At 74.2% G+C, this 18,428-nt stretch carries 19 protein-coding genes; 8 read left to right on the top strand and 11 right to left on the bottom strand.

From position 1 onward, the window contains the following. Positions 1-305: 305 nt before the first annotated feature. The gene (locus IGA62_RS24190) at positions 306-1,610 is read left to right on the top strand and encodes an NAD(P)/FAD-dependent oxidoreductase (RefSeq protein WP_145818722.1); all 1,305 of its coding nucleotides are present in this window, start codon (positions 306-308) and stop codon (positions 1,608-1,610) included. Positions 1,611-1,689: 79 nt separating this feature from the next. On the opposite strand, the gene IGA62_RS24195 is transcribed toward IGA62_RS24190, so the two are convergent. The 3 genes from IGA62_RS24195 to IGA62_RS24205 form a co-directional block, all read right to left on the bottom strand. Continuing rightward, positions 1,690-2,739 (bottom strand): AI-2E family transporter, encoded by a 1,050-nt coding sequence (locus IGA62_RS24195; protein ID WP_145818721.1) that lies wholly within the window; start codon positions 2,737-2,739, stop codon positions 1,690-1,692. 43 nt (positions 2,740-2,782) lie between these two features. Further along, complete coding sequence (locus tag IGA62_RS24200; RefSeq protein WP_145818720.1) at positions 2,783-3,556, bottom strand: spermidine synthase; 774 nt, start codon at positions 3,554-3,556, stop codon at positions 2,783-2,785. Positions 3,557-3,636: 80 nt separating this feature from the next. After that, entirely contained in the window at positions 3,637-4,611 is a 975-nt protein-coding gene (locus tag IGA62_RS24205; protein ID WP_145818719.1) for a DUF2267 domain-containing protein, read from the bottom strand. Between the two features lie 197 nt (positions 4,612-4,808). Here IGA62_RS24205 and IGA62_RS24210 point away from each other — a divergent pair, with 197 nt between their 5' ends. Further along, complete coding sequence (locus IGA62_RS24210) at positions 4,809-5,117, top strand: hypothetical protein (protein WP_145818718.1); 309 nt, start codon at positions 4,809-4,811, stop codon at positions 5,115-5,117. Positions 5,118-5,138: 21 nt separating this feature from the next. Here the strand turns inward: IGA62_RS24210 and IGA62_RS24215 are convergent, their stop codons facing one another. Both IGA62_RS24215 and IGA62_RS24220 read right to left on the bottom strand, forming a co-directional pair. Beyond that, the gene (locus IGA62_RS24215; RefSeq protein WP_145818717.1) at positions 5,139-5,510 is read right to left on the bottom strand and encodes an STAS domain-containing protein; all 372 of its coding nucleotides are present in this window, start codon (positions 5,508-5,510) and stop codon (positions 5,139-5,141) included. A 49-nt stretch (positions 5,511-5,559) separates the two neighbouring features. After that, complete coding sequence (locus IGA62_RS24220; protein WP_186499913.1) at positions 5,560-5,898, bottom strand: STAS domain-containing protein; 339 nt, start codon at positions 5,896-5,898, stop codon at positions 5,560-5,562. A gap of 239 nt (positions 5,899-6,137) precedes the next feature. Between IGA62_RS24220 and IGA62_RS24225 the strand changes: the two genes are divergently transcribed. The 4 genes from IGA62_RS24225 to IGA62_RS24240 all read left to right on the top strand — a co-directional run bounded on the left by IGA62_RS24225 (position 6,138) and on the right by IGA62_RS24240 (position 9,935). Next, positions 6,138-7,931: a SpoIIE family protein phosphatase gene (locus IGA62_RS24225; protein ID WP_145818716.1), complete on the top strand. Its 1,794-nt coding sequence runs from the start codon at positions 6,138-6,140 to the stop codon at positions 7,929-7,931. A 5-nt stretch (positions 7,932-7,936) separates the two neighbouring features. Continuing rightward, on the top strand, positions 7,937-8,986 hold the full coding sequence (locus IGA62_RS24230) for a cobalamin B12-binding domain-containing protein (protein WP_232624758.1): 1,050 nt from the start codon (positions 7,937-7,939) through the stop codon (positions 8,984-8,986). An 87-nt stretch (positions 8,987-9,073) separates the two neighbouring features. After that, positions 9,074-9,418: an STAS domain-containing protein gene (locus tag IGA62_RS24235; protein ID WP_145818714.1), complete on the top strand. Its 345-nt coding sequence runs from the start codon at positions 9,074-9,076 to the stop codon at positions 9,416-9,418. Between the two features lie 70 nt (positions 9,419-9,488). Continuing rightward, positions 9,489-9,935, top strand: coding sequence for a response regulator (locus IGA62_RS24240; protein WP_145818713.1), 447 nt, complete (start codon positions 9,489-9,491; stop codon positions 9,933-9,935). A gap of 43 nt (positions 9,936-9,978) precedes the next feature. On the opposite strand, the gene IGA62_RS24245 is transcribed toward IGA62_RS24240, so the two are convergent. From IGA62_RS24245 to IGA62_RS24270, 6 genes are all read right to left on the bottom strand, one after another. Then, positions 9,979-10,809, bottom strand: a complete 831-nt coding sequence (locus IGA62_RS24245) for a hypothetical protein (RefSeq protein ID WP_186499910.1) — start codon at positions 10,807-10,809, stop codon at positions 9,979-9,981. 296 nt (positions 10,810-11,105) lie between these two features. Next, positions 11,106-11,531 (bottom strand): OsmC family protein, encoded by a 426-nt coding sequence (locus IGA62_RS24250; protein WP_091462556.1) that lies wholly within the window; start codon positions 11,529-11,531, stop codon positions 11,106-11,108. A 187-nt stretch (positions 11,532-11,718) separates the two neighbouring features. Continuing rightward, a complete protein-coding gene (locus IGA62_RS24255; RefSeq protein ID WP_145818712.1) occupies positions 11,719-12,669 on the bottom strand; it encodes a serine/threonine-protein kinase in 951 nt (316 codons plus the stop codon). Positions 12,670-12,854: 185 nt separating this feature from the next. Next, complete coding sequence (locus IGA62_RS24260) at positions 12,855-13,805, bottom strand: SDR family oxidoreductase (protein ID WP_145818711.1); 951 nt, start codon at positions 13,803-13,805, stop codon at positions 12,855-12,857. 76 nt (positions 13,806-13,881) lie between these two features. Further along, positions 13,882-14,754 carry an FAD:protein FMN transferase gene (locus IGA62_RS24265; protein ID WP_232625131.1) on the bottom strand — a complete coding sequence of 291 codons (873 nt, stop codon included), beginning with the start codon at positions 14,752-14,754 and terminating at the stop codon, positions 13,882-13,884. A gap of 274 nt (positions 14,755-15,028) precedes the next feature. After that, positions 15,029-15,802 (bottom strand): methyltransferase domain-containing protein, encoded by a 774-nt coding sequence (locus IGA62_RS24270; RefSeq protein ID WP_145818709.1) that lies wholly within the window; start codon positions 15,800-15,802, stop codon positions 15,029-15,031. 388 nt (positions 15,803-16,190) lie between these two features. Here IGA62_RS24270 and IGA62_RS24275 point away from each other — a divergent pair, with 388 nt between their 5' ends. Further along, positions 16,191-16,937 carry a response regulator transcription factor gene (locus IGA62_RS24275; RefSeq protein WP_145818708.1) on the top strand — a complete coding sequence of 249 codons (747 nt, stop codon included), beginning with the start codon at positions 16,191-16,193 and terminating at the stop codon, positions 16,935-16,937. After that, positions 16,915-18,417 (top strand): sensor histidine kinase, encoded by a 1,503-nt coding sequence (locus IGA62_RS24280; protein ID WP_145818707.1) that lies wholly within the window; start codon positions 16,915-16,917, stop codon positions 18,415-18,417. Before IGA62_RS24275 ends, IGA62_RS24280 begins: the two co-directional genes overlap by 23 nt. Positions 18,418-18,428 lie beyond the last annotated feature (11 nt).

The raw sequence follows: 18,428 nt of genomic DNA on the forward strand, positions 1-18,428 counted from the left end.
GTCGGGTTGCACGGTGCCCTCCTTCTGGCGCCGGGGCGGTCGGCGACCGCGCCGGGTACGGGCAGCGGACGTCCGCCGGACGCCCCGACGTGGCCCGAATCCAGCTTCCCGCAGGTCAGGCGGCTCGGTGTGCGGTTCATCCGGTCGGGCGGACCGCTGTCGGCGCCGTGGCCGCGCCCTGCGGTGACGACGATGGCCGGTGTCGCTGTCCACCGGGCGACGGGCGGGTGACCGGCAGCCGACGGTCCGGTGCCGACGGCGACCTGCCACGTTTGTCCGCCTCGACGGCGGGAAGGGCAGCGGACATGACGAAACCTCGTGTGGTGATCGTGGGAGCCGGGTTCGCCGGTTACCACGCGGCGAAGACCCTGTCCCGGCTCGCCCGGGGCCGGGCCGAGATCGTGGTGCTGAACTCCACGGACTACTTCCTCTACCTCCCGCTGCTGCCCGAGGTGGCCGCCGGGGTGGTGGAGCCGAGGCGGGTCTCGGTGCCGCTCAACGGCACCCTCGACGGGGTCCGCGTGATCATCGGCGAGGCCGACCAGGTGGACCTGCACAACCGCTGGGTCGGCTTCACCCAGCCCGAGGGGGACCGGGGGCAACTGGCCTACGACCGCCTGGTGCTCGCCGTCGGCAGCGTCAACAAGCTGCTGCCGATCCCCGGGGTGACCGAGTACGCGCACGGCTTCCGTGGCCTGCCGGAGGCGCTCTTCCTGCACGACCACGTGGTCCGCCAGATCGAACTGGCCGAGCAGGCCGCCGACCCGGCCGAGCAGCAGAGCCGCGCCACCTTCGTCGTGGTCGGGGCCGGCTACACCGGCACCGAGGTCGCCGCGCACGGCCAGCTCTTCACCGACCAGCTCGCCGCCACGCGGGCCGCCGGGCTGACCGTCCGGCCCCGCTGGCTGCTGCTGGACGTCGCCGAACGGGTCCTGCCCGAGCTGGACCAGCGGATGTCCGAGACCGCCCAGCGGGTGCTCACCCGACGCGGGGTCGACGTGCGGATGGGCACCTCGGTGGCCGAGGCCACCGCCGACGGGGTACGGCTCACCGACGGCGACTACGTACCCACCTGCACGCTGGTCTGGTGCGTCGGCGTCCGGCCGGACCCCTTCGTCGCCGACCTGGGGCTGCGCACCGAGAAGGGCCGGCTGGTGGTCGACGAGTACCTCGGCGTCCCCGGGTTCCCCGAGGTCTACGCGTGCGGTGACGCCGCTGCCGTGCCCGACCTGACCCGGCCCGGCGGCATCTGCGCGATGACCGCGCAGCACGCCCAGCGGCAGGGCAAACTGGTCGCCCACAACATCGCCGCCTCGTACGGGCAGGGACGGCGCAAGCCGTACAAGCACCACGACCTGGGCTGGGTGGTCGACCTGGGGGGCTGGGACGCGGCGGCGAACCCGCTCAAGGTGTCCCTGTCCGGGCTGCCGGCGAAGGCGGTGACCCGGGGATACCACCTGTTCGCCATGCCCGGCAACCGGGCCCGGGTCGGTGCCGACTGGATGCTCGACGCCGCCCTGCCCCGTCCCGCCGTGCAACTCGGCCTGGTGCCGGCGAACGCCGTGCCACTGGAGAGTTCGTCACCCGAGGTGGCGCTCCGGCGTCCGTGAGCCGGGTGGAGGACGGACACCGTGCTCTCGTCGACGGGCGGCGGCACCCCGCTGTGGGTGCTGTCGCCCGCTCATCTACCTACCTCCCTCGGTGGAGCAACCGGGGAAGGTCGGCCGCCCGGAGCAGGACCTGGAGGATCCCGGCCGCCGGGATCGCCAGCAGCGCACCGACCAGGCCGGCGAGTTCGGCCGCGAGCAGCACGCTGACCAGCACCGTCAGCGGGTTCAGCCGGACCGCCCGGCTCATGACCACCGGTTGCAGCAGATGGTTCTCCACCTGCTGGTAGAGCACGAAGAAGACCACCGTGACGATGCCGGCGGTGGGGGAGTGCACGAACGCCGCCCCGGCGGCCACCAGCGCGCCGATCGTCGCCCCCACCAACGGCACCAGGTCCGCGACCGCGACCACCAGGGCGATCACGGCGGCGAACGGGACGCCCAGCGCCGCCAGGACGACGAAGGTCAGGCTGCCACAGACGAGACTGATCACCAGGTTCCCGGTGACGTACCCGGTGACCGTACGGGCGCACTCCCGGCCGACGAGACACCACCGGTCGCCGACCCGGTCCCCGGTCAGAGCGAGCAGCGCGGCACCCATCCGGGGTGACTCCAGCACCATCAGGTACGCCAGCACCCCCACGGTGATCGCCCCTACCACCGCCTCCAGCACCCCGCGCACCAGGCCCAGGGCCGGTTGCCGTAACCGGTCGCCGTACTCCTGAAGCTGCCCGCCGTGGGTTTCGGCGTACCGGCGCAGTCCGAACCGGTCGACCAGCTCACCGAGCCGCCCCCGTCCCGCGCGGGTGTCCCGGACGAACTCCGGTACCCGCTCGACGAACCGGGCCACCTCGTCCACCAGCGGCACCACGATCAGTGCTCCGACGGCGGCGATCAGCACGAACGCGGCGAGGAACACCAGCAGCGTGGCGACTGTCCGTCGTCGGACGAACCGACGTTGCAGGTGGTCCACCGCCGGCTTCAGGGCAGCGGCGAAGAAGGCGGCCAGCAGGATCCAGACCAGTACCCGGCGGACGGCCCAGAGCAGCGCCAGCCCGAGCAGGGTGGCCAGCACCAGACCGATGACGATGGCCACCCGGCGGACGGTGAGCCGGTCGTCCGGGCTGCTCATCCGGCGCGGCTACCCGATCCCGGCGCAGGGAAACGACCGACGCTCAGCCGGCGTCGGTGGCCGGTGCCGCGCCGGCCACGAAGGCGGCCAGCCCCGGGCCGTGCCGCACGGCGCCGGGCAGCGGATCCCGGGCCACCCGGGCGGCGAGCCGGCGTACCGGGAGGCGGCCGGGCCGCGCGGCGGCGGCGAGCACGACGTTGCCGTACCGCCGGCCGCCCAGCATCCGTCGGGCGGCGACCAGGCAGACCTCGGCGAAGACCGTGCCCAGGGTGGCCGCCTGCACCCGGGAGAAGACCAGCGGTGGCAGGTCGGTCAGGTTGACCAGGTAGATCCCGTCCGGGTGCAGGGCGCGGGCCACCTCGGCGACGAACTCGACGGTGCACACGTGCGCCGGCATCCGGGCCCCGGAGTAGACGTCGGCGAGCACCACGTCGTACCCGCCGGCCGGTTGCCCGGCCAGGGCGGCCCGCGCGTCGCCGACCTCGGTCCGGACCCCCGGTGGCGGGGGCAGCTCCCGTACGACCAGGTCGAGCAGGGTCGGATCCCGCTCCACCACCAGCTGCGTCGACCCGGGTCGGGTGGCGGCCAGGTAGCGGGGCAGGGTCAGTGCGCCGCCGCCGAGGTGCAGCGCCCGCAGCGGTACGCCGGACGGGGCCGCGAGGTCGAGCACCGCCGCCATCCGCCGCACGTACTCGAACCGCAGGTGGGTCGGGTCGGCGACGTCGACGTACGACTGCTCGACGCCCGCCGCGAGCAGGGTGCGCCCGGTCCGGCGGGTCGGGTCCACCACCAGCACCGGTCCGTCGTCCCCGCCCACGACGGGCACGGTAGCCGACCCGACGGGCGCGCGGACGGCCGGGCGGAGCGACCGCTCCGCCCACCCGCGCGCGGGACGGCTCAACCGGCCATGCCCGCGCCCGCCTCCTCGATCGCGCCGTCGACCTGGTGGGCCAGGTCGACGTCGCGCGCGGTGACCGCGTCCGTCTGCCGGCTCCGCACGGTGAGCACCGCGCTGGAGCTGGTCTCCCGGGCGATCGTCGGTCCCCGCCCGGTGTCCCGGCGCAGCTGGTCGATCCGGTCGAGGACCCGGTCCAGGTTCGACGGGGGCAGCGCGATGTTCCGCGACAGCGCCGGGCCCCGCGCCGACCAGTAGGGCAGGTCGGCCAGGGCGGCACGCAGTTCGTCCGCGGTCAGCGGCGCGTTCGCTCCGGTGGTCCCGACCAGGCCGCCCCCGGCCGCAGGCGGTTCGAGCAGGTCACGCAGCCCTTCCGGTACGCGCAACGACGCCACCAGACGTCCGTCCCGAGCGGCCAGCGCGGCCATGGTCGCCTCGGCCTGGTAGCGGGCCTGTTCCGGGGTCCGGCCACTGATCCGGGCCACCTCGGTCAGGAAGCCCGGCAGGTCGCGGTGCGGTTCGACCCCGTCGATCGGGGTCACGTCGTGCAGCGACACCGGCACCGCGCGCAGCAGTCGTTGCCGGTCCGCCTCCGCCAGGGCCCGGGCCAGCACCAGCACGGTCGCCTCCGCGCCGACCTTGGCCTCGCGGAAGTCCACGCCGGTCCGGCGACTGACGTCGCCGACCAGTTCCCGGTACCCCAGGCCGATGGTTCCGGGCGTGCCCGGACCCGGGCGGGGTGCCGGCCGCGCGGCGGGTGGGCGACCGGCCGGCGGCGGCATCGGACCGCCCCGGCTGCTGTCCGGTTTGTGGACGCCGGCCGGCGGTGGACCCGCCCGCTTGCCCCGGTCCAGGTGGGTGAGCTGCTTGGAGGCGCCGAGGGTGGCGGCGTCGCTGCTGGGCTGCCGGCCGCGTTCCCGGGCCTGCCGGGCGAGGACCCGGCGCCGCTGGTTGTCCCCCTCCATCTGCTTCCTCATCCGCTGACCTCACTTCCTGTGTCGGCTCGCTTCCGGCGGCTTCCCGGCCCCGCACGACCCGAAACCGGGCCGGCGGCCGGCGGCGGGCCGCCGTCGCCGGGTTCATCTCGCCGGGGTGACGGGCGCTCACCCCGCTGGGGCGCACCATCGGGAGCGGACCGTGAGAACTTCCGAGGTACGCGGAAGGGAAGGTCGTCATGAAGCGAATCGTCGAGATCGTCCCCGCGCGACCCGGGTGGTACGCCCGCTGGCAACTCGCCCCGGACGCCACCCGCTGCTATCCGGTGACCGTCTGGGCGCTGCTCGAGGAGGCCGACGGCGCCGGTCGTGAGGTGATCGGCGTCGACTGCGCGGGGCAGTGGCCGGGGGCGGAGGACAACGAGGCGGGTGCGGAGTTCGTCCGCTACCTCTTCCTTGCTCCCGAGGCCGGACGACCGGACGACCTCCTGCCCGAGCCCGAGGGGCGGCGCCTCCCGGTCGCGTCGCAGGCCGTCACCGTGGGTTGACCCGGCTCCGGTCGGGGTCGGTCAGCCGACCTCGCGGACCTGGCCGTCGGGACCGAGGCCCGCCCTCTCGTCCTCACCGGGGCGCGATCCGGCCAGCAGTTCGGCCAGACCCGTCCGGGTCAGTAGTTGCTGGACCTGTCGGTTCATGCCGGTGAGCCGGACCGACCACGCCGTGTTGCGGTAGAGCACGACGATGGCGCTCAGCCCGGAGGAGTCGCAGAGCGCGACGTGGGTCAGGTCGACGGTGAGCTCGTCGTGCCCCTCGGCCCGGACCTGGTTGGCCGCCCGGATCAGCTCCGGCGCGGTGTCGAAGTCGAGTTCGCCGGTCAGCCGCAGCACTGCGTGCCGGGCTGCGGCCCGGCTGACCTCGATAGTCAACAGCTGGCGTGGCATCTGCACCATGTTCCCAGGTGGTGTCGGCCGGGAAACCCCGGGGGCCAGGTCAGGCCGGTGCGGTGGGCCGTTCGCACTCGTCCTCGCGGGTCGTCCGGGCCAGCAGTCCGCTGACCCCGGTGATGTCGAGGATGGTCTCCAGGAACCGGGGGACGGCGCGGAGCCGGATGACGGTGTCGTTCTGGCGCCCCTCACGCCAGGCGTGCACGATCACGGCGAGTCCGGTGCTGTCGATGAAGAGCAGGCCACCGAAGTCCAGCACGATGGTCGGTGGACGGGCGGCCAGCAGGTGGTCGAGAGCGGTGCGCAGCGGCAGGGCGGTGGTGAAGTCCAGGTCGCCCGCGACGGTGACCAGGGGCGCCACGGAGTCGGAGTCGTCGATCGACATCGTCAGTGGTGTCGATTCGGGTTTCCTCCGCTGGGGCACCGGTACCACGCCTCTCCGCAGGGCTGCCGGTCAGGCAGTTTCCCGGAATCGTAACAACCCCCGGAGTCGTCCGCGCGGTACGCCGACACCGCCTACGGGTGGCGTTACCGGCATACCGGCGTAGGCTGGGGCGAAGAGATTGGATCACACATGCCATGGCCGGCGGAGCGAGGGTGTCGAGAAGGAGTGGGGCCTAGCTGGTGACTGCTGCCGACGTCAGGGACTGCGACCCGGGCGACGGACGGATCTCCACACCGGGTGCCGCGCGGACTCCGGCATGGGCCGCCGACGTCTCGCACCACCCTGCGCAGCCCCTGCCCTCCCTGGACCCGGACCACGCGGCCACCGAGCCCGACTGGTCCGAGGTCGTCGAACACTTCCGGGAGGGTTTCGTCGTCTGTGACTCCGCCGGGGTGGTGCGCCACCTCAGCCCGGTCGCCGAGCGGCTGCTTCCCGAGGTCACCCTCGGTGAGGTGCTGGCCGCCGCCGGGGTGGCGGCGTTCGTCGCCGCCGACGATCCGGTCGAGTTCACCCACCACGGCCGGCGGCTGCGGGTCCGTCAGGTGCCGCTCACCGGCGGCCGCTGCTGCCGGTACGTCGAGGACGTCACCGAGAGTGTCAGCCGGGCGGACGCCCTGCTGGCCGAACGGGCCCGGTCGGCGTTCCTGGCCACCGCCGGCGAGAAGCTCGGTAACCCGCTGCACCCCGACCGGGCGGCGGCGGCCACCGTCCGGCTCGCCGTACCCACCCTGGGTGACGTGGCGGTGCTGGTCCTCGCGCCACGTGCCGGTCGGATCCGCTGGTGGCGGGCCGCCCGCACGGACGAGGACGTGCCCACCGTGGACAGCGGCGTCCTCGGCGCCGCCGAACTGCCGCCCGCGATCGACGAGGGACTCGCCGGGGTCGAGCCGCACACGGTCGACTGGCTCGTCGAACAGGCGGCGGAGGCCGGCTGGCTGCCGGGGCTGGCGGTGCCGGACGTCTGCGCCCGACTGGTGCCGCTGCCCGGCCGGGGCACGCCGACGGGCGTGCTGCTCGTCGCCCGCCGGGCGACCCGCTTCTACGACGAGGCCGACGTGGACCTGGTCCGCGCCTTCGCCTCCCGGGCCGGTGCGGCACTGACCTCGGCGGTGCTCTATCGCGACCAGGCCGAGGTGGCCGACACCCTCCAGGCGAGCCTGCTGCCGGTCGAACCGATCGAGGCGACCGGGGTCCAGTGGGGTACCGCCTACCGCCCGGCCCAGGCCGGACTCCGTATCGGCGGGGACTTCTACGGCGCCCACCGGCTGCCCGACGGAGGTTGCCTCTTCTATCTCGGTGACGTCTCCGGCAAGGGCGTGGAGGCGGCCGTCTTCACCGGTCAGCTCCGCCAGTGCCTCCAGGCGTTGCACCGGGTGGAGTTCCAGCCCGCCCGGTTGCTGCGACTGCTCAACGACGCGCTGCTGGAAACCACCCTCGCCAACGGACAGGGCCGGTTCGCCACCATGGTGCTCGGAGTGGTCCGGCCGCTGCGCGACGGGGGCCTGTCGCTCACCATGGCCGGCGGCGGCCACCTGCCGCCGCTGCTGCTGCGCGCCTCCGGTGAGGTGGAGCCGGCAGCCCTCAGCGGCATGCTGATCGGCGTGGTGCCCGACCCCCGGATCGGCGAGGTGACGGTCCGGCTCGCCCCCGGCGAGACCTGCCTGCTCTACAGCGACGGCGTCACCGAGGCCCGGGGCGGTCGGCGGGGCGACGAACTGTTCGGCGTGGACCGGCTGGTGCACGCCATCACCGGGTGCCAGCGGATGCCGGCGCCCGCGCTCGCCGAACGGATCGAGCAGGTCACCGGGGACTGGCTCGCCCACGGTGACCACGACGACATCGCGGTGCTGGCGATGCGGGCGCTCGGCGCCACCGGGCGTGTCTCCCGGCACCTGCACGCCGTACCCGACCTGGCCGGCGCCGCTGCCGTCCCACAGCCGGTCGGCTCGGGACACCGAGACCCGAGGACGTGACGATCGTGACCAGCGCCCCCGCCCGCGCCGACCTGACCGCCGGCTACCCGGCGTACCTCCACTGTCTGGAGGGCGCCGACGAGTACGCGGCGGTGGACGTGGCGATGGACCTGCTCGCCGACGGGGTGCCCGCCGAGCGGATCCTGCTCGACCTGGTCGCTCCGGCCCAGGCGGAGGTGGGGGAGCGCTGGGCGCGCAACGAGTGGAGCGTGGCGCAGGAACACGCCGCGACGCACATCAGTGAGCGGGTGGTCGCCGCGGTCTCCTCGTCGGCCAGCCCCCGCCCGGCCCACGGTCACGTCGTGGTGGCCTGCATGGACGGGGAGTGGCACGGCCTGCCGGCCCGGCTGGTGGCCGAGGTCCTGCGACTGCGCGGCTGGCAGGTCACCTTCCTCGGCGCGAGCGTGCCCGCCGCGCACCTGGTGGCGTACCTCCAGCGGTACGACGCGCACGCGGTCGCCCTGGCCTGTGCGCTGCCGATGCGGCTCCCGTACGCGCACCGCATGATCGAGACCTGTCGCCGCTCCGACGTGCCGGTGCTGGTCGGCGGTCGCGGCTTCGGGGCGGGCGGGCGGTGGGCCCGGCGGCTGGGAGTGGCGTGGGCGCCGGACGCCCCGGCGGCCGCGGAGCTCATCGCCGACGAGCGCGCACTGCGGCGGGTGCCCGCCGCCGACCTGGCCCACCTGGCCGACGACGAGTACGCCGGCCTGCTGCGGCGGCGCGCCGAGCTGATCGACTCGGCCCTGGCCCACCTGCGGGACCGGTTTCCGCAGATGGCCGGCTACACCGCCGTCCAGCTCGACTCCACCATCAGCGACCTCGGCTACATCGTCGACTTCCTCGCCGCCGCGGTCTACGTCGACGACGGCGACCTCTTCACCGAGTTCGTCGACTGGCTGGCGATGATCCTCACCAGCCGGGGCGTTCCGGCTGCCTCGGTGGAGCTGACGCTGGCCTACTTCCAGCAGTCGCTGCGGGACTTCCCCCGGGCGGGCCGGTTCCTCGACGCGGGACGTGCCGTGGCGGCCGCCTCCCCGGCGGTCAGCCGACGCTGAACCCGTCGGTGGCGTCCCGCACCCCGGACCTGCTTATACTTGCTCCACCGCAAGCATCCGCCTGTGGCCGGATCGAGAGGGAACACGTTGACGTTCACCGTCACGCACGCCCAGCGGGATGGCGGGGGAGTCCGGCTGCGGCTCGCCGGTGAACTCGACCTGAACACCGCGCCCCAACTGGCCACGGCGATCGATCATCTCCTCGCTGACGGGCAGGTCCAGCTCCTGGTCGACCTGAGTGACCTGACCTTCTGCGACTCCACCGGGATCGCCGCCTTCGTCCGGGGTGACAACGCGTGCGCCGCGGTCGGCGGCTGGCTGCGGCTCACCGGGGCCACCGGACGGGTCGAACGGGTGCTGCGGATGACCGGTCTGGCCGACGTGTTCCGGTACGACCCCACCGCCGACCCGGCGTCGCACGCCTACCGCTGATCGGTTAGATTTCCCCGCCGGCAGGTGATCATCCGGTCATCGTTCCACCACCACACAGAGGTAGGTAGTCATGGGCGCAGACAGGTCCGGACCGGTCCGCATCCTCGTGGTGGACGACGACCCGGGTGACGTCCTGATGATCGAGGAGGCGCTGGAGGACTCCGACGTCGAGAAGGTCATCGACGTCGTCGGCGACGGTCAGGAGGCGATGGAGTTCCTCCGTCAGGAGGGCCGCCACACCGAGGCCCAGCGTCCGGACGTCATCCTGCTCGACCTGAACATGCCCCGGATGGACGGCCGGCAGGTGCTCAGCGCGGTCAAGAGCGACGACGACCTGCGCACCATCCCGATCGTCGTGCTGACCACCTCCAACGCGGACACCGACATCGTGGGCAGCTACACCCTCCAGGCCAACGCGTACGTGACCAAGCCGATCGACCTCGACGACTTCAACGACGTGGTCCGGCGCATCGACGAGTTCTTCGGTCGCGTCGTGGTGCTGCCCAAGCGCTCCTGACGGCCCCGGCGGTCGCGTCGACCTTGACCGCCTCGGCGGACGGTCAGGTCAGCGCGTCGACCACGGTGGTGGCCCGGCGCTCGTGTTTCGCGTACGCGCCCGGGTACGCCGACCGCTGCACCGCCTGCGCGGCGGCCGTGACGCTCAGCTCCTGCCATCCCGGCACCTCGCGCAGCGCCCGGTAGAAGACGCGGGCGGCGTAGGCGGGCTGCATCAGCTCCCGGACGCTGCCCCAGCCGCTGCTCGGGCGCTGCTGAAAGAGCCCGAGCGAGTCGTGGTCGGTGCCGCTGCCCTGGTGCGGGTACCGGGACGACTCGGCGATCCGGTCGTTGGCCAGGTTGTGCAGGTCGCTCTCCTGCATCGCGGTGGCGACGGCCACCACCAGCGCCCGGCGGGGCAGGCGCAGTCCGACGCCGACGTCCACGATCGTCTTCGCGTTGTCCATCTGACGCTGGGTCAGTCCGGCCACCGGCGTCGGCCGGACGGGTCGCCGCGGCGGGACCGTCGGTTGCCCGCTGGCGGAGGCGCTGGTGCTGGCACCCGGTGAGGGCACCGAACCCCGCTGGTACGAGCGGGATGCCCGCCGGTCCGCCTCGGCGGCGCTGACCGCCCGGTCGGCCAGGGACTCGCGCAGCGGCTCCTCGTCGCCACTGCCGGTCTGCGTCCCGACGACGACGCCGACACCGAGGCAGCAGGTCACCCCGGCGGCGAGTGCCACCCGGACACCGGTGCTGGCGTGCCACGTCCGGCCCCGGGGCCGGCGGTCCTCGGCGCGGTGCCGGCCGACGCGTCGTTCGGGGGAGGCTGTCTCCGCCGAACGGCGCTCCGGCGGGGTGTGGGTCAGCTTCTGGTCAGCGGAGTCGTCGTGGGGCACCCGCCGAGGCTAGAAAGGATCGGGTCCGTTGCCATCGGCGTGAATAGTGGCATGAACCACAATTTGCCGGAGTCGCGCCGGTCATTTGCCCTTAAATACCATCAGATCGATCGAGATCGACATTCGTGACAAATGCCTCGAAGGCGTCGTCGGTGGGATTATTCACGCGCCGGAGAGCGGGCGACATGACCCAGTTCGGCCCTCCTCCGATCGGGTCGGGTGGAGTCCGCCCTCCACCCGAGCCGTCCCCCGCCGTCCGGGGGAGGGCTCGGGCCACCGCTGTGGGGGCAGGCCGCTCAGTGCCGGCCGTTCTCCGCCGCCGTGACGGTCAGCCGGTGCCGGCTCAGGTCGTCGCTGGAGAACGGCCACAGCCGGTCCGCCTGCGCCACCAGGCCGGCGAGCTGGTCGCGACTCAGCCCGGTCGACGCGATCGAGGCGTGCACGTCCGCCTGGTAGCGACCGTCGTCGCCGCGACCCAACCTGACCTCGGCGCGGACCTGCACGGTGTGCGCCTCGTCGGTGATGTCCTTGGCCGCCTCCACGGCCGCGTGGTGCAGGCAGGAGGCGAAGGCCGCCGCGAGCAGCTGTTCCGGCGTCAGCCCGGAACAGTGCGGTGCGAGCGGGGAGGCCAGCGCCGTGGAGAGCCCGCCGTCTTCGGTGCGTACGTGACCCCCCTCGGCGGTCGCCATGGCCTCGTGGAACCAGGAACTCGGATCCGACATCGCGTCCCTCCCGTCATCCCGCCACGGCTACCCGGCACCCGCCCGGCGAAACCGCTACCGCAGACCGACCGACGCGGGGCCGGGTCGCCCGCGCCGCGCCGGCCGTGGCGCCGTGCGAGGGGGCGGACATCCGTCGCGCCGGTGTGAGGGGGGCGGACATCCGTCGCGCCGGTGTGCGGGGGACCGGTCAGCGCTGTGCCGTGCCGCCCGGCTCCGCCACCATCGCCACCTCGGTGGGCTCGGCCGCGGCCCGGTCGCTCCACGGCGACACCGTGTCCGCCGAGCGGGGCCGGGGCGGCAGCGCGGCCAGCGGCACGTAGACCCGGGCGTCCACCGCCTCGGCCAGCACCAGCGCGGCGACCAGGCTGGTGGGGCGGGCCAGCGGGTCCTCGGCCAGGCAGCGTCGGCAGAGGTCGGTCACCTCGGCGGGCAGCCCGTCGATCGGGGGCAGCGGTGCGGGCGGCTGCTGGCGGCGGGCCCCCAGCAGTTGTGTCGTGGTGGCCGCCGGGTACGGCAGCCTGCCGGTCAGGCAGTAGTAGAGGAGCACGCCGAGGGCGTACATGTCGGCGGCGGTGGTGGCCGGCCGCTGCGCCAGCTGCTCCGGGGCCAGGTACGCGGGAGTGCCGACCACCATGCCCTCCGGCAGCGGGTCGGGCGATCCGCTGGGGGTGGCGATGCCGAAGTCCAGCACCTTGACGCCGGCCGGGGTGAGCACCACGTTCGCCGGCTTCACGTCCCGGTGCACGATGCCGTGCGCGTGCGCGGCGGCCAGCGCGGCACTCACCTCGGCGCAGACCCGGACGGCGATCCGCCAGTCCAGCGGCCCGGCGCGGACGTGCACGGCGAGGGTCTCCCCCTCGGCCAGTTCCATCACGATGTAGGGCACCTGCTGCCCGGTGATCGTCGGGGAAGTGCCGAAATCGTGCACGCTCGCCACGTTCGGGTGCACCAGTCGGGCCGCCGACCGGGCCTCGGCGCGGATCCGCTCCACCGAGGTCGCATCGTCGTCCTGGCCGGGGGAGATCAGTTTCACCGCCACCGTCCGGTCCAGCACCACGTCGTGGGCCCGCCAGACCTCCGACATGCCGCCGACGCCGATTCGCTGTTCGAGCCGGTACCGCCCGTCCAGCGTCCTCATCGCGCCGCTCCTCGCCCTCGTCCGGTGCCCGCCGGCATGACATGCCCACCGGCCATGCCGTTCTCAGGGCGGTACCCGACGTCGGAGCAGGACAAACCGCAGCCGACGATCTTCGTGCGGGGTCACCGGTTCGCTCCGGCGGTGCGGGGTGGACCGTCAGCGCCTGGGGTCATCCACCGCCGGGGTCATCCACCGCCGGGGTCATCCACCGCCGGGTCGGGACGGTCTCCGGCGGGACCCGCGACGCCGGGCAGCGCCGTGGTCGCGCCGAAGCCGCGTCCCAGGGCCCGGATCTGCTCCTCCAACTCGGGTACGGCCCGCCGCGCGGGTCGGGCCATCACCAGGTCGGCCAGCGGGCTGACCAGTACGGCACGCCCGGCCTGCACCAGGCCCACGGCCCGGGGTACGTACACCCGCCGCTGCCGCCGCTCGACGGCCCGGACGAACGCCTCCGCGCACTCCCGCACCGACGTGGTCCTCCGCATCGGCCAGGGCAGCTTCGCCAGCATCCCGGCGGCGGCCGGCAGGTCGGAACGGGCGTCCCGGACCAGGTCCGTGTCGATCCAGGACGGATGCGCGGTACCCACCCCCACCCCGTGGTGGGCCAGCTCCAACCGGATCGACGTGCCGAACTGCTCGACCCCGGCCTTCGACGCGCAGTACGCGGCCATCCCGGGCGGCGCGGCGAACGCCGCCGCCGAGGAGACGAGCAACAGGTAGCCCCGGCGGGCGATCAGCGCGTCGACCGTCGCCGCCGCCGTCCGCATCACCCCGACCAGGTTCACCTCTACGGTCCGCACCATCGCCTCGACATCCCCGACCGCGAGGGTGCCCCGGTTCGCCACGCCCGCGTTCGCCACCACCGCGTCGATGCCGCCCAGCGTGGACACCGTGCCGTCCACGGCTGCCCGGAGGCTCGCCTGGTCGGTGACGTCGGCGGCGAACCAGACGTGTCCGGGGCCGAGGTCGGCCGCGAGTGCGGCCAGGCGCTCCGGTTCCAGGCCGACCAGGGAGAGTCGGGCACCCCGGGCGGCGGCGATCCGGGCGGTGTGCTCGCCGATGCCCCGGGCTGCCCCGGTCACCAGGACGACCCTGCCGGCCAGAGGGCTCGCCGTACCGCCGCGCTGCTGCCGCATCACCGCAAACTACCACCCGGTAACCGTTCGGCGGGGTCGTGTCCGTTCCGGGTGGGGTGGAAGCAGGGGCCCCTTGTTACCGCTTTTTGTCGAGGAGGGGACCCCTGCAACCACCCGACCGGGGGCGGAGCGACACGTCGGGCCGGTCCGGGTCGATCCACCAGGCGCAGTCCTGCCCGGCGAGCCAGCCGGGGCCATCGGTGCCCCGGACCAGGGCGGTGATGGCGAGGGTGGCCGCCCGGACCGTGTCCGGGGCCGCCACGGTCACCGCCGATCGGGGCAGGTCAGGTGCCCGGCCGGAGGGTGGATCGAGCACGCCCCCACCGTCCGGCCGGCACGCGGAGGCGGTGGCCAGTCCACCGCTGCGGAGCCGGATCGTGCGCCCGCCCACCGGCACCGGCCAGCCGCCGCGCGGCACCGGGCCGGCTGCCGCCACCCGGGACCCGATCGCGACCAGCACCCCGCCCGCCGAGCGCTCGGCGATCCGCGCGGCGCAGCGCTGCGCCAGGTACGCCGTCGCCGTGCCACCGAGGACCAGCAGCAAGGTCGGCGGCACGGTCAACCGGTCGCCGCGAAGCGACACCGCCCGCCAGTCGTCGGCCGGCAGTGGCACCCCGGTGCCGAAGCCGCAGACGGGTAGCAGGCCGCCCCGCGCGGCCAGCCGGATCCGGGACGCGCCGATCGTAGGGTCGCAGTCGCCGTCACTGGCCCGTGCCGCGTCCAGCGCGACCGCCACCAGGTCGCGCAGCAGCGGCCCGACCGGAACCGGACGGCCCGCCGCCCGGTGCACCCGGGCCAGCTCACCCCGCCCTGGAGCGGTGACCCGGTCCAGGCCGGCCAGCGCCCCGGCGACCACCCGCCGCGCCGCCGTCGGCCGCCGCGCCCCGGCCACCGCCACCCGGACCGGTAGCCCCCGGTGTGACCAGTGCGTCTCGCGTACCCGATCCATGGTGTCCACGGCGCCGACCCTGCCCGGTACGGCTGGGAGGACATCAGGTCGTAGCTGTGCGCCCGCTGTGGCTGGTGGCCTGCCGGGACGCCGCCGCCCGACGTGGCGGTAGCAGGGGACCCCTCCTACCAGGTTCGCCTTCAGGTGTGGGCAGCGCCGCTGCACCCCCTCCGCCATTTGCCGAGGAGGATGCCCCTGCCGGCACGCGAGGAGGGTGCTCTTGCCGGCACGCGAGGAGGGTGCCCTTGCCGGCACGCGAGGCGGGTGCTCGGGGTCAGGCTTCGACGGTGACCAGGTAGAAGGTGAAGCCGGCGAGGACCGGGCCGGTCTCCAGCCGGTGCAGCCACGCCTGGACATCCGCCTCGGTCAGCTCACCCGCCTGCACCGCGCGTGCCGAGTTGCGACGCAGCCCGAGGATCTGGTCGGCCGTACCGAAGTCGCGGAACATCACCGCCACCGGCTCGACCGAGCGGATCCGGAAGCCGACGTCGGTCGCCAACCGGACGAGCTGACGGCCGATGGTCGCGTTGCGGACCCGGCCGGCGCTGAAGTGCGCGAACCGGCGGCTGGTGTGCACGTCCTCGTCCGCGACGGCCAGGGTGTCCCAGTCCGGCTCGGCCATGCCGAGGAGGCCACCCGGCCGCAGTACCCGCCGGGCCTCCGCGAGGGCCCGCTCCGGCGTCGACACGTGTTGCAGCACCCGGTCCACCCGGGCCCGGTCCACGCTGGCGTCGGCCAACGGCAGGTCGTGGAGGTCGCCGGTCCGCACGCTGACGTTCGGCCGGTCGGCGAACCGCCGGGCTGCCTCGGTGACCATCCGGGGCTCGTGGTCGATCCCGAGCACCGAGCCGTCCGGCCCGACCGCGTCGGCCAGCCGGGCCAGGTCGGTGCCGGGGCCGCAGCCGAGGTCGACCGTCACCTGCCCGGGGCGTAGATCGAGCGCGTCGACGAGGCGCCGCTTGTAGTCGAGACCCACCCGGGTGCCGGCAGCGGTGTCCATGTACGCGATCTGGTCGGGCGCGGCGGTGGCCACTGCGGGGTCAGTCATCGCTTCAGCCAACCAGATACCGGTCGAGCGCCGTCCACAGGGGACTGTTCGTGGGGTGGCCGTCCCGGGCGACGTCGGCCCGTCAGGCGGGGCGAGGGAGAACCGGCCGGGCGCGGCCGGGCTGTCGCGTACGCCGGGAGGGTCGTCCTGCCGCAGCCACCGCCGTACCCGCCCACCGTGGACGGCACGACAGGGAACCGGACGCGCGTCGCGCCGGGCGGATGCCCGGTCGGAGGTGGTTGCAGGGGCCCCCTCCTCGACAGAAAGCGGTAGCAGGGGGCCCCTGCTACCACCCAGGCGGGGGCGACCGGCGTGGATCGCGGCGGCGCACAGCTGGCGCACAGGGAACACCGAGACGCGACACAGCACCGGGGGCCAGGATGGGTGCATGGTGACCGACGGGCACGCGCTGCCGGGCCGGATCGAGCTGCGCCGCCCGGACGGCGGGCCGGTCCGGGTGCTGGTGGTCGACGACGAGCCGACCCTGACCGACCTGCTCGCGATGGCCCTGCGGTACGAGGGGTGGCAGGTGGCCACCGCCGGGAACGGGATGGCCGCGCTGAGCAGCGCTCGGCAGGTGCGCCCCGACGTGGTGGTGCTCGACGTCATGCTGCCCGACGTGGACGGTTTCCAGGTGCTGCGGCGTCTGCGGGAGCTGGCCCCGACCGTACCGGTGCTGTTCCTGACCGCCCGGGACGCGGTGCAGGACCGGATCGCCGGGCTGACCGTCGGCGGCGACGACTACGTCACGAAGCCGTTCAGCCTGGAGGAGGTGATCGCCCGGCTGCGTGCGCTGCTGCGGCGCGCCGGGCTGGCCGTGGCCGCCCGCGAGGAGGCCGTGCTCACCGTCGGCGACCTCACCCTGGACGAGGAGAGTCACGAGGTGCGCCGGGCCGGCGACCTGGTCACCCTCACCGCCACCGAGTTCGAGCTGCTCCGCTACCTGATGCGCAACCCGCGTCGGGTGCTGAGCAAGGCGCAGATCCTCGACCATGTCTGGAACTACGACTTCGGCGGCCAGGCGAACGTGGTCGAGCTGTACATCTCGTACCTGCGGAAGAAGATCGACGTCGGGCGGACACCGATGATCCACACGTTGCGCGGGGCGGGGTATGTCCTCAAGCCGGCCGACTGATCCCGGCCGCGGCTCGGTGCGCCGCTGGCTGGCCGGCCGGTCGCTGCGGGCCCGGCTGGTGACCACCGTGGTGGCGCTGCTCGCCCTGGTCAGCGTCGGGGTCGGCGGGGTGACCACGGTGGCGCTGCGGCACTTCCTGATCGCCCAGGTCGACGACCAGTTGGTGCCGACGTACCAGCCCCGGTGGTGGTCCGGCGCGCTGGCCCCGGGGCCCGACCCACCCGACCTGCGGTCCCTGCGGATCCCGCCCGGGTTCCCGACCGGCACGATCGTCGCGCAGGTCACCGACGGGCGGGTCGTCGCCGCCCGGACGCTGACCACCGGCCGGACCGAGGAGGCGGTCGCCCCGGCCGACGTCGTCCCGGTGGCGGGGCTGACCGCCGACAACCGCCCCCGCACCGTCGACCTCGGCGAGCGGGGGGACTACCGGTTCGTGGGCCGGGGTTACCCGGACGGCACCGTCCGGGTGCTCGGTCTGCCACTGGCCGACGTGCAGGAGACCGTCTGGTGGATGATCGCCGCGCAGGCCGGCATCGCCGCCGTCGGGCTCCTGCTCGCCGGCTCGGCCGGCGCGCTGATCGTCCAGGCGACGTTGCGCCCGCTGCGCCGGGTCGCCGCCACCGCCACCCGGGTCACCGAGCTGCCGCTGGACCGGGGCGAGGTCGCCCTGTCGGTCCGGGTGCCGGCCACCGACACCGACCCGCGCACCGAGGTCGGCCAGGTCGGTGCCGCGCTCAACCGGATGCTCGGGCACGTCGCCGCCGCACTCGCCGCCCGCCAGGCCAGCGAGACCCGGGTACGCCAGTTCGTCGCCGACGCCAGCCACGAGCTGCGTACCCCGCTCGCCGCCATCCGGGGGTACGCGGAGGTGGCCCGCCGGGGACGGGCGCAGGCCCCGCCCGACGTGGCGCACGCGCTGCGCCGCGTGGAGTCGGAGAGCATCCGGATGACCAGCCTCGTCGACGACCTGCTGCTGCTGGCCCGGCTCGACTCGGGCCGACCGCTGGTGGCCGAACCGGTGGACCTGTCGGCGCTGGTGGTCGACGCGGTCAGCGACGCACACGTCGCCGGCGCGGAGCACCGCTGGCAGCTCGACCTGCCCGACGAGGCGGTCGAGGTGCCGGGCGACGCCGCTCGGCTGCACCAGGTGGTGACGAACCTGCTGACCAACGCGCGGGTGCACACCCCGGCCGGCCGTACGGTCACCACCACGTTGCGGGCCGGCCCGGACGACGCCGTCCTCACCGTCGCCGACGACGGGCCGGGCATCCCGGCCGAGCTGCTGCCGGAGGTCTTCGAGCGGTTCGCCCGGGGGGACAGCTCGCGCTCCCGGGCGCAGGGGAGCACCGGACTCGGCCTGGCCATCGTGGTCGCCGTGGTGGACGCCCACCACGGCCGGGTCGACGTGGACAGCCGACCCGGGCGGACCGTGTTCACCGTCCGTCTGCCGCGTCACACCAGGCACACAGCGGACGCATAGCCGTCTCACGG

The organism is Micromonospora sagamiensis (assembly GCF_014680085.1).
In the GTDB taxonomy this organism is placed as follows: Bacteria; Actinomycetota; Actinomycetes; order Mycobacteriales; family Micromonosporaceae; genus Micromonospora; species Micromonospora inyonensis.

Excerpts from the sequence above, each read along its gene's own strand:
- IGA62_RS24190 (WP_145818722.1), top strand. The coding sequence starts at position 306 with ATGACGAAACCTCGTGTGGTGATCGTGGGAGCCGGGTTCGCCGGTTAC.
- IGA62_RS24195 (WP_145818721.1), bottom strand. The coding sequence starts at position 2,739 with ATGAGCAGCCCGGACGACCGGCTCACCGTCCGCCGGGTGGCCATCGTC.
- IGA62_RS24205 (WP_145818719.1), bottom strand. The coding sequence starts at position 4,611 with ATGAGGAAGCAGATGGAGGGGGACAACCAGCGGCGCCGGGTCCTCGCC.
- IGA62_RS24210 (WP_145818718.1), top strand. The coding sequence starts at position 4,809 with ATGAAGCGAATCGTCGAGATCGTCCCCGCGCGACCCGGGTGGTACGCC.
- IGA62_RS24215 (WP_145818717.1), bottom strand. The coding sequence starts at position 5,510 with ATGCCACGCCAGCTGTTGACTATCGAGGTCAGCCGGGCCGCAGCCCGG.
- IGA62_RS24220 (WP_186499913.1), bottom strand. The coding sequence starts at position 5,898 with ATGTCGATCGACGACTCCGACTCCGTGGCGCCCCTGGTCACCGTCGCG.
- IGA62_RS24240 (WP_145818713.1), top strand. The coding sequence starts at position 9,489 with ATGGGCGCAGACAGGTCCGGACCGGTCCGCATCCTCGTGGTGGACGAC.
- IGA62_RS24250 (WP_091462556.1), bottom strand. The coding sequence starts at position 11,531 with ATGTCGGATCCGAGTTCCTGGTTCCACGAGGCCATGGCGACCGCCGAG.
- IGA62_RS24255 (WP_145818712.1), bottom strand. The coding sequence starts at position 12,669 with ATGAGGACGCTGGACGGGCGGTACCGGCTCGAACAGCGAATCGGCGTC.
- IGA62_RS24260 (WP_145818711.1), bottom strand. The coding sequence starts at position 13,805 with ATGCGGCAGCAGCGCGGCGGTACGGCGAGCCCTCTGGCCGGCAGGGTC.
- IGA62_RS24265 (WP_232625131.1), bottom strand. The coding sequence starts at position 14,754 with ATGGATCGGGTACGCGAGACGCACTGGTCACACCGGGGGCTACCGGTC.
- IGA62_RS24270 (WP_145818709.1), bottom strand. The coding sequence starts at position 15,802 with ATGACTGACCCCGCAGTGGCCACCGCCGCGCCCGACCAGATCGCGTAC.
- IGA62_RS24275 (WP_145818708.1), top strand. The coding sequence starts at position 16,191 with ATGGTGACCGACGGGCACGCGCTGCCGGGCCGGATCGAGCTGCGCCGC.
- IGA62_RS24280 (WP_145818707.1), top strand. The coding sequence starts at position 16,915 with ATGTCCTCAAGCCGGCCGACTGATCCCGGCCGCGGCTCGGTGCGCCGC.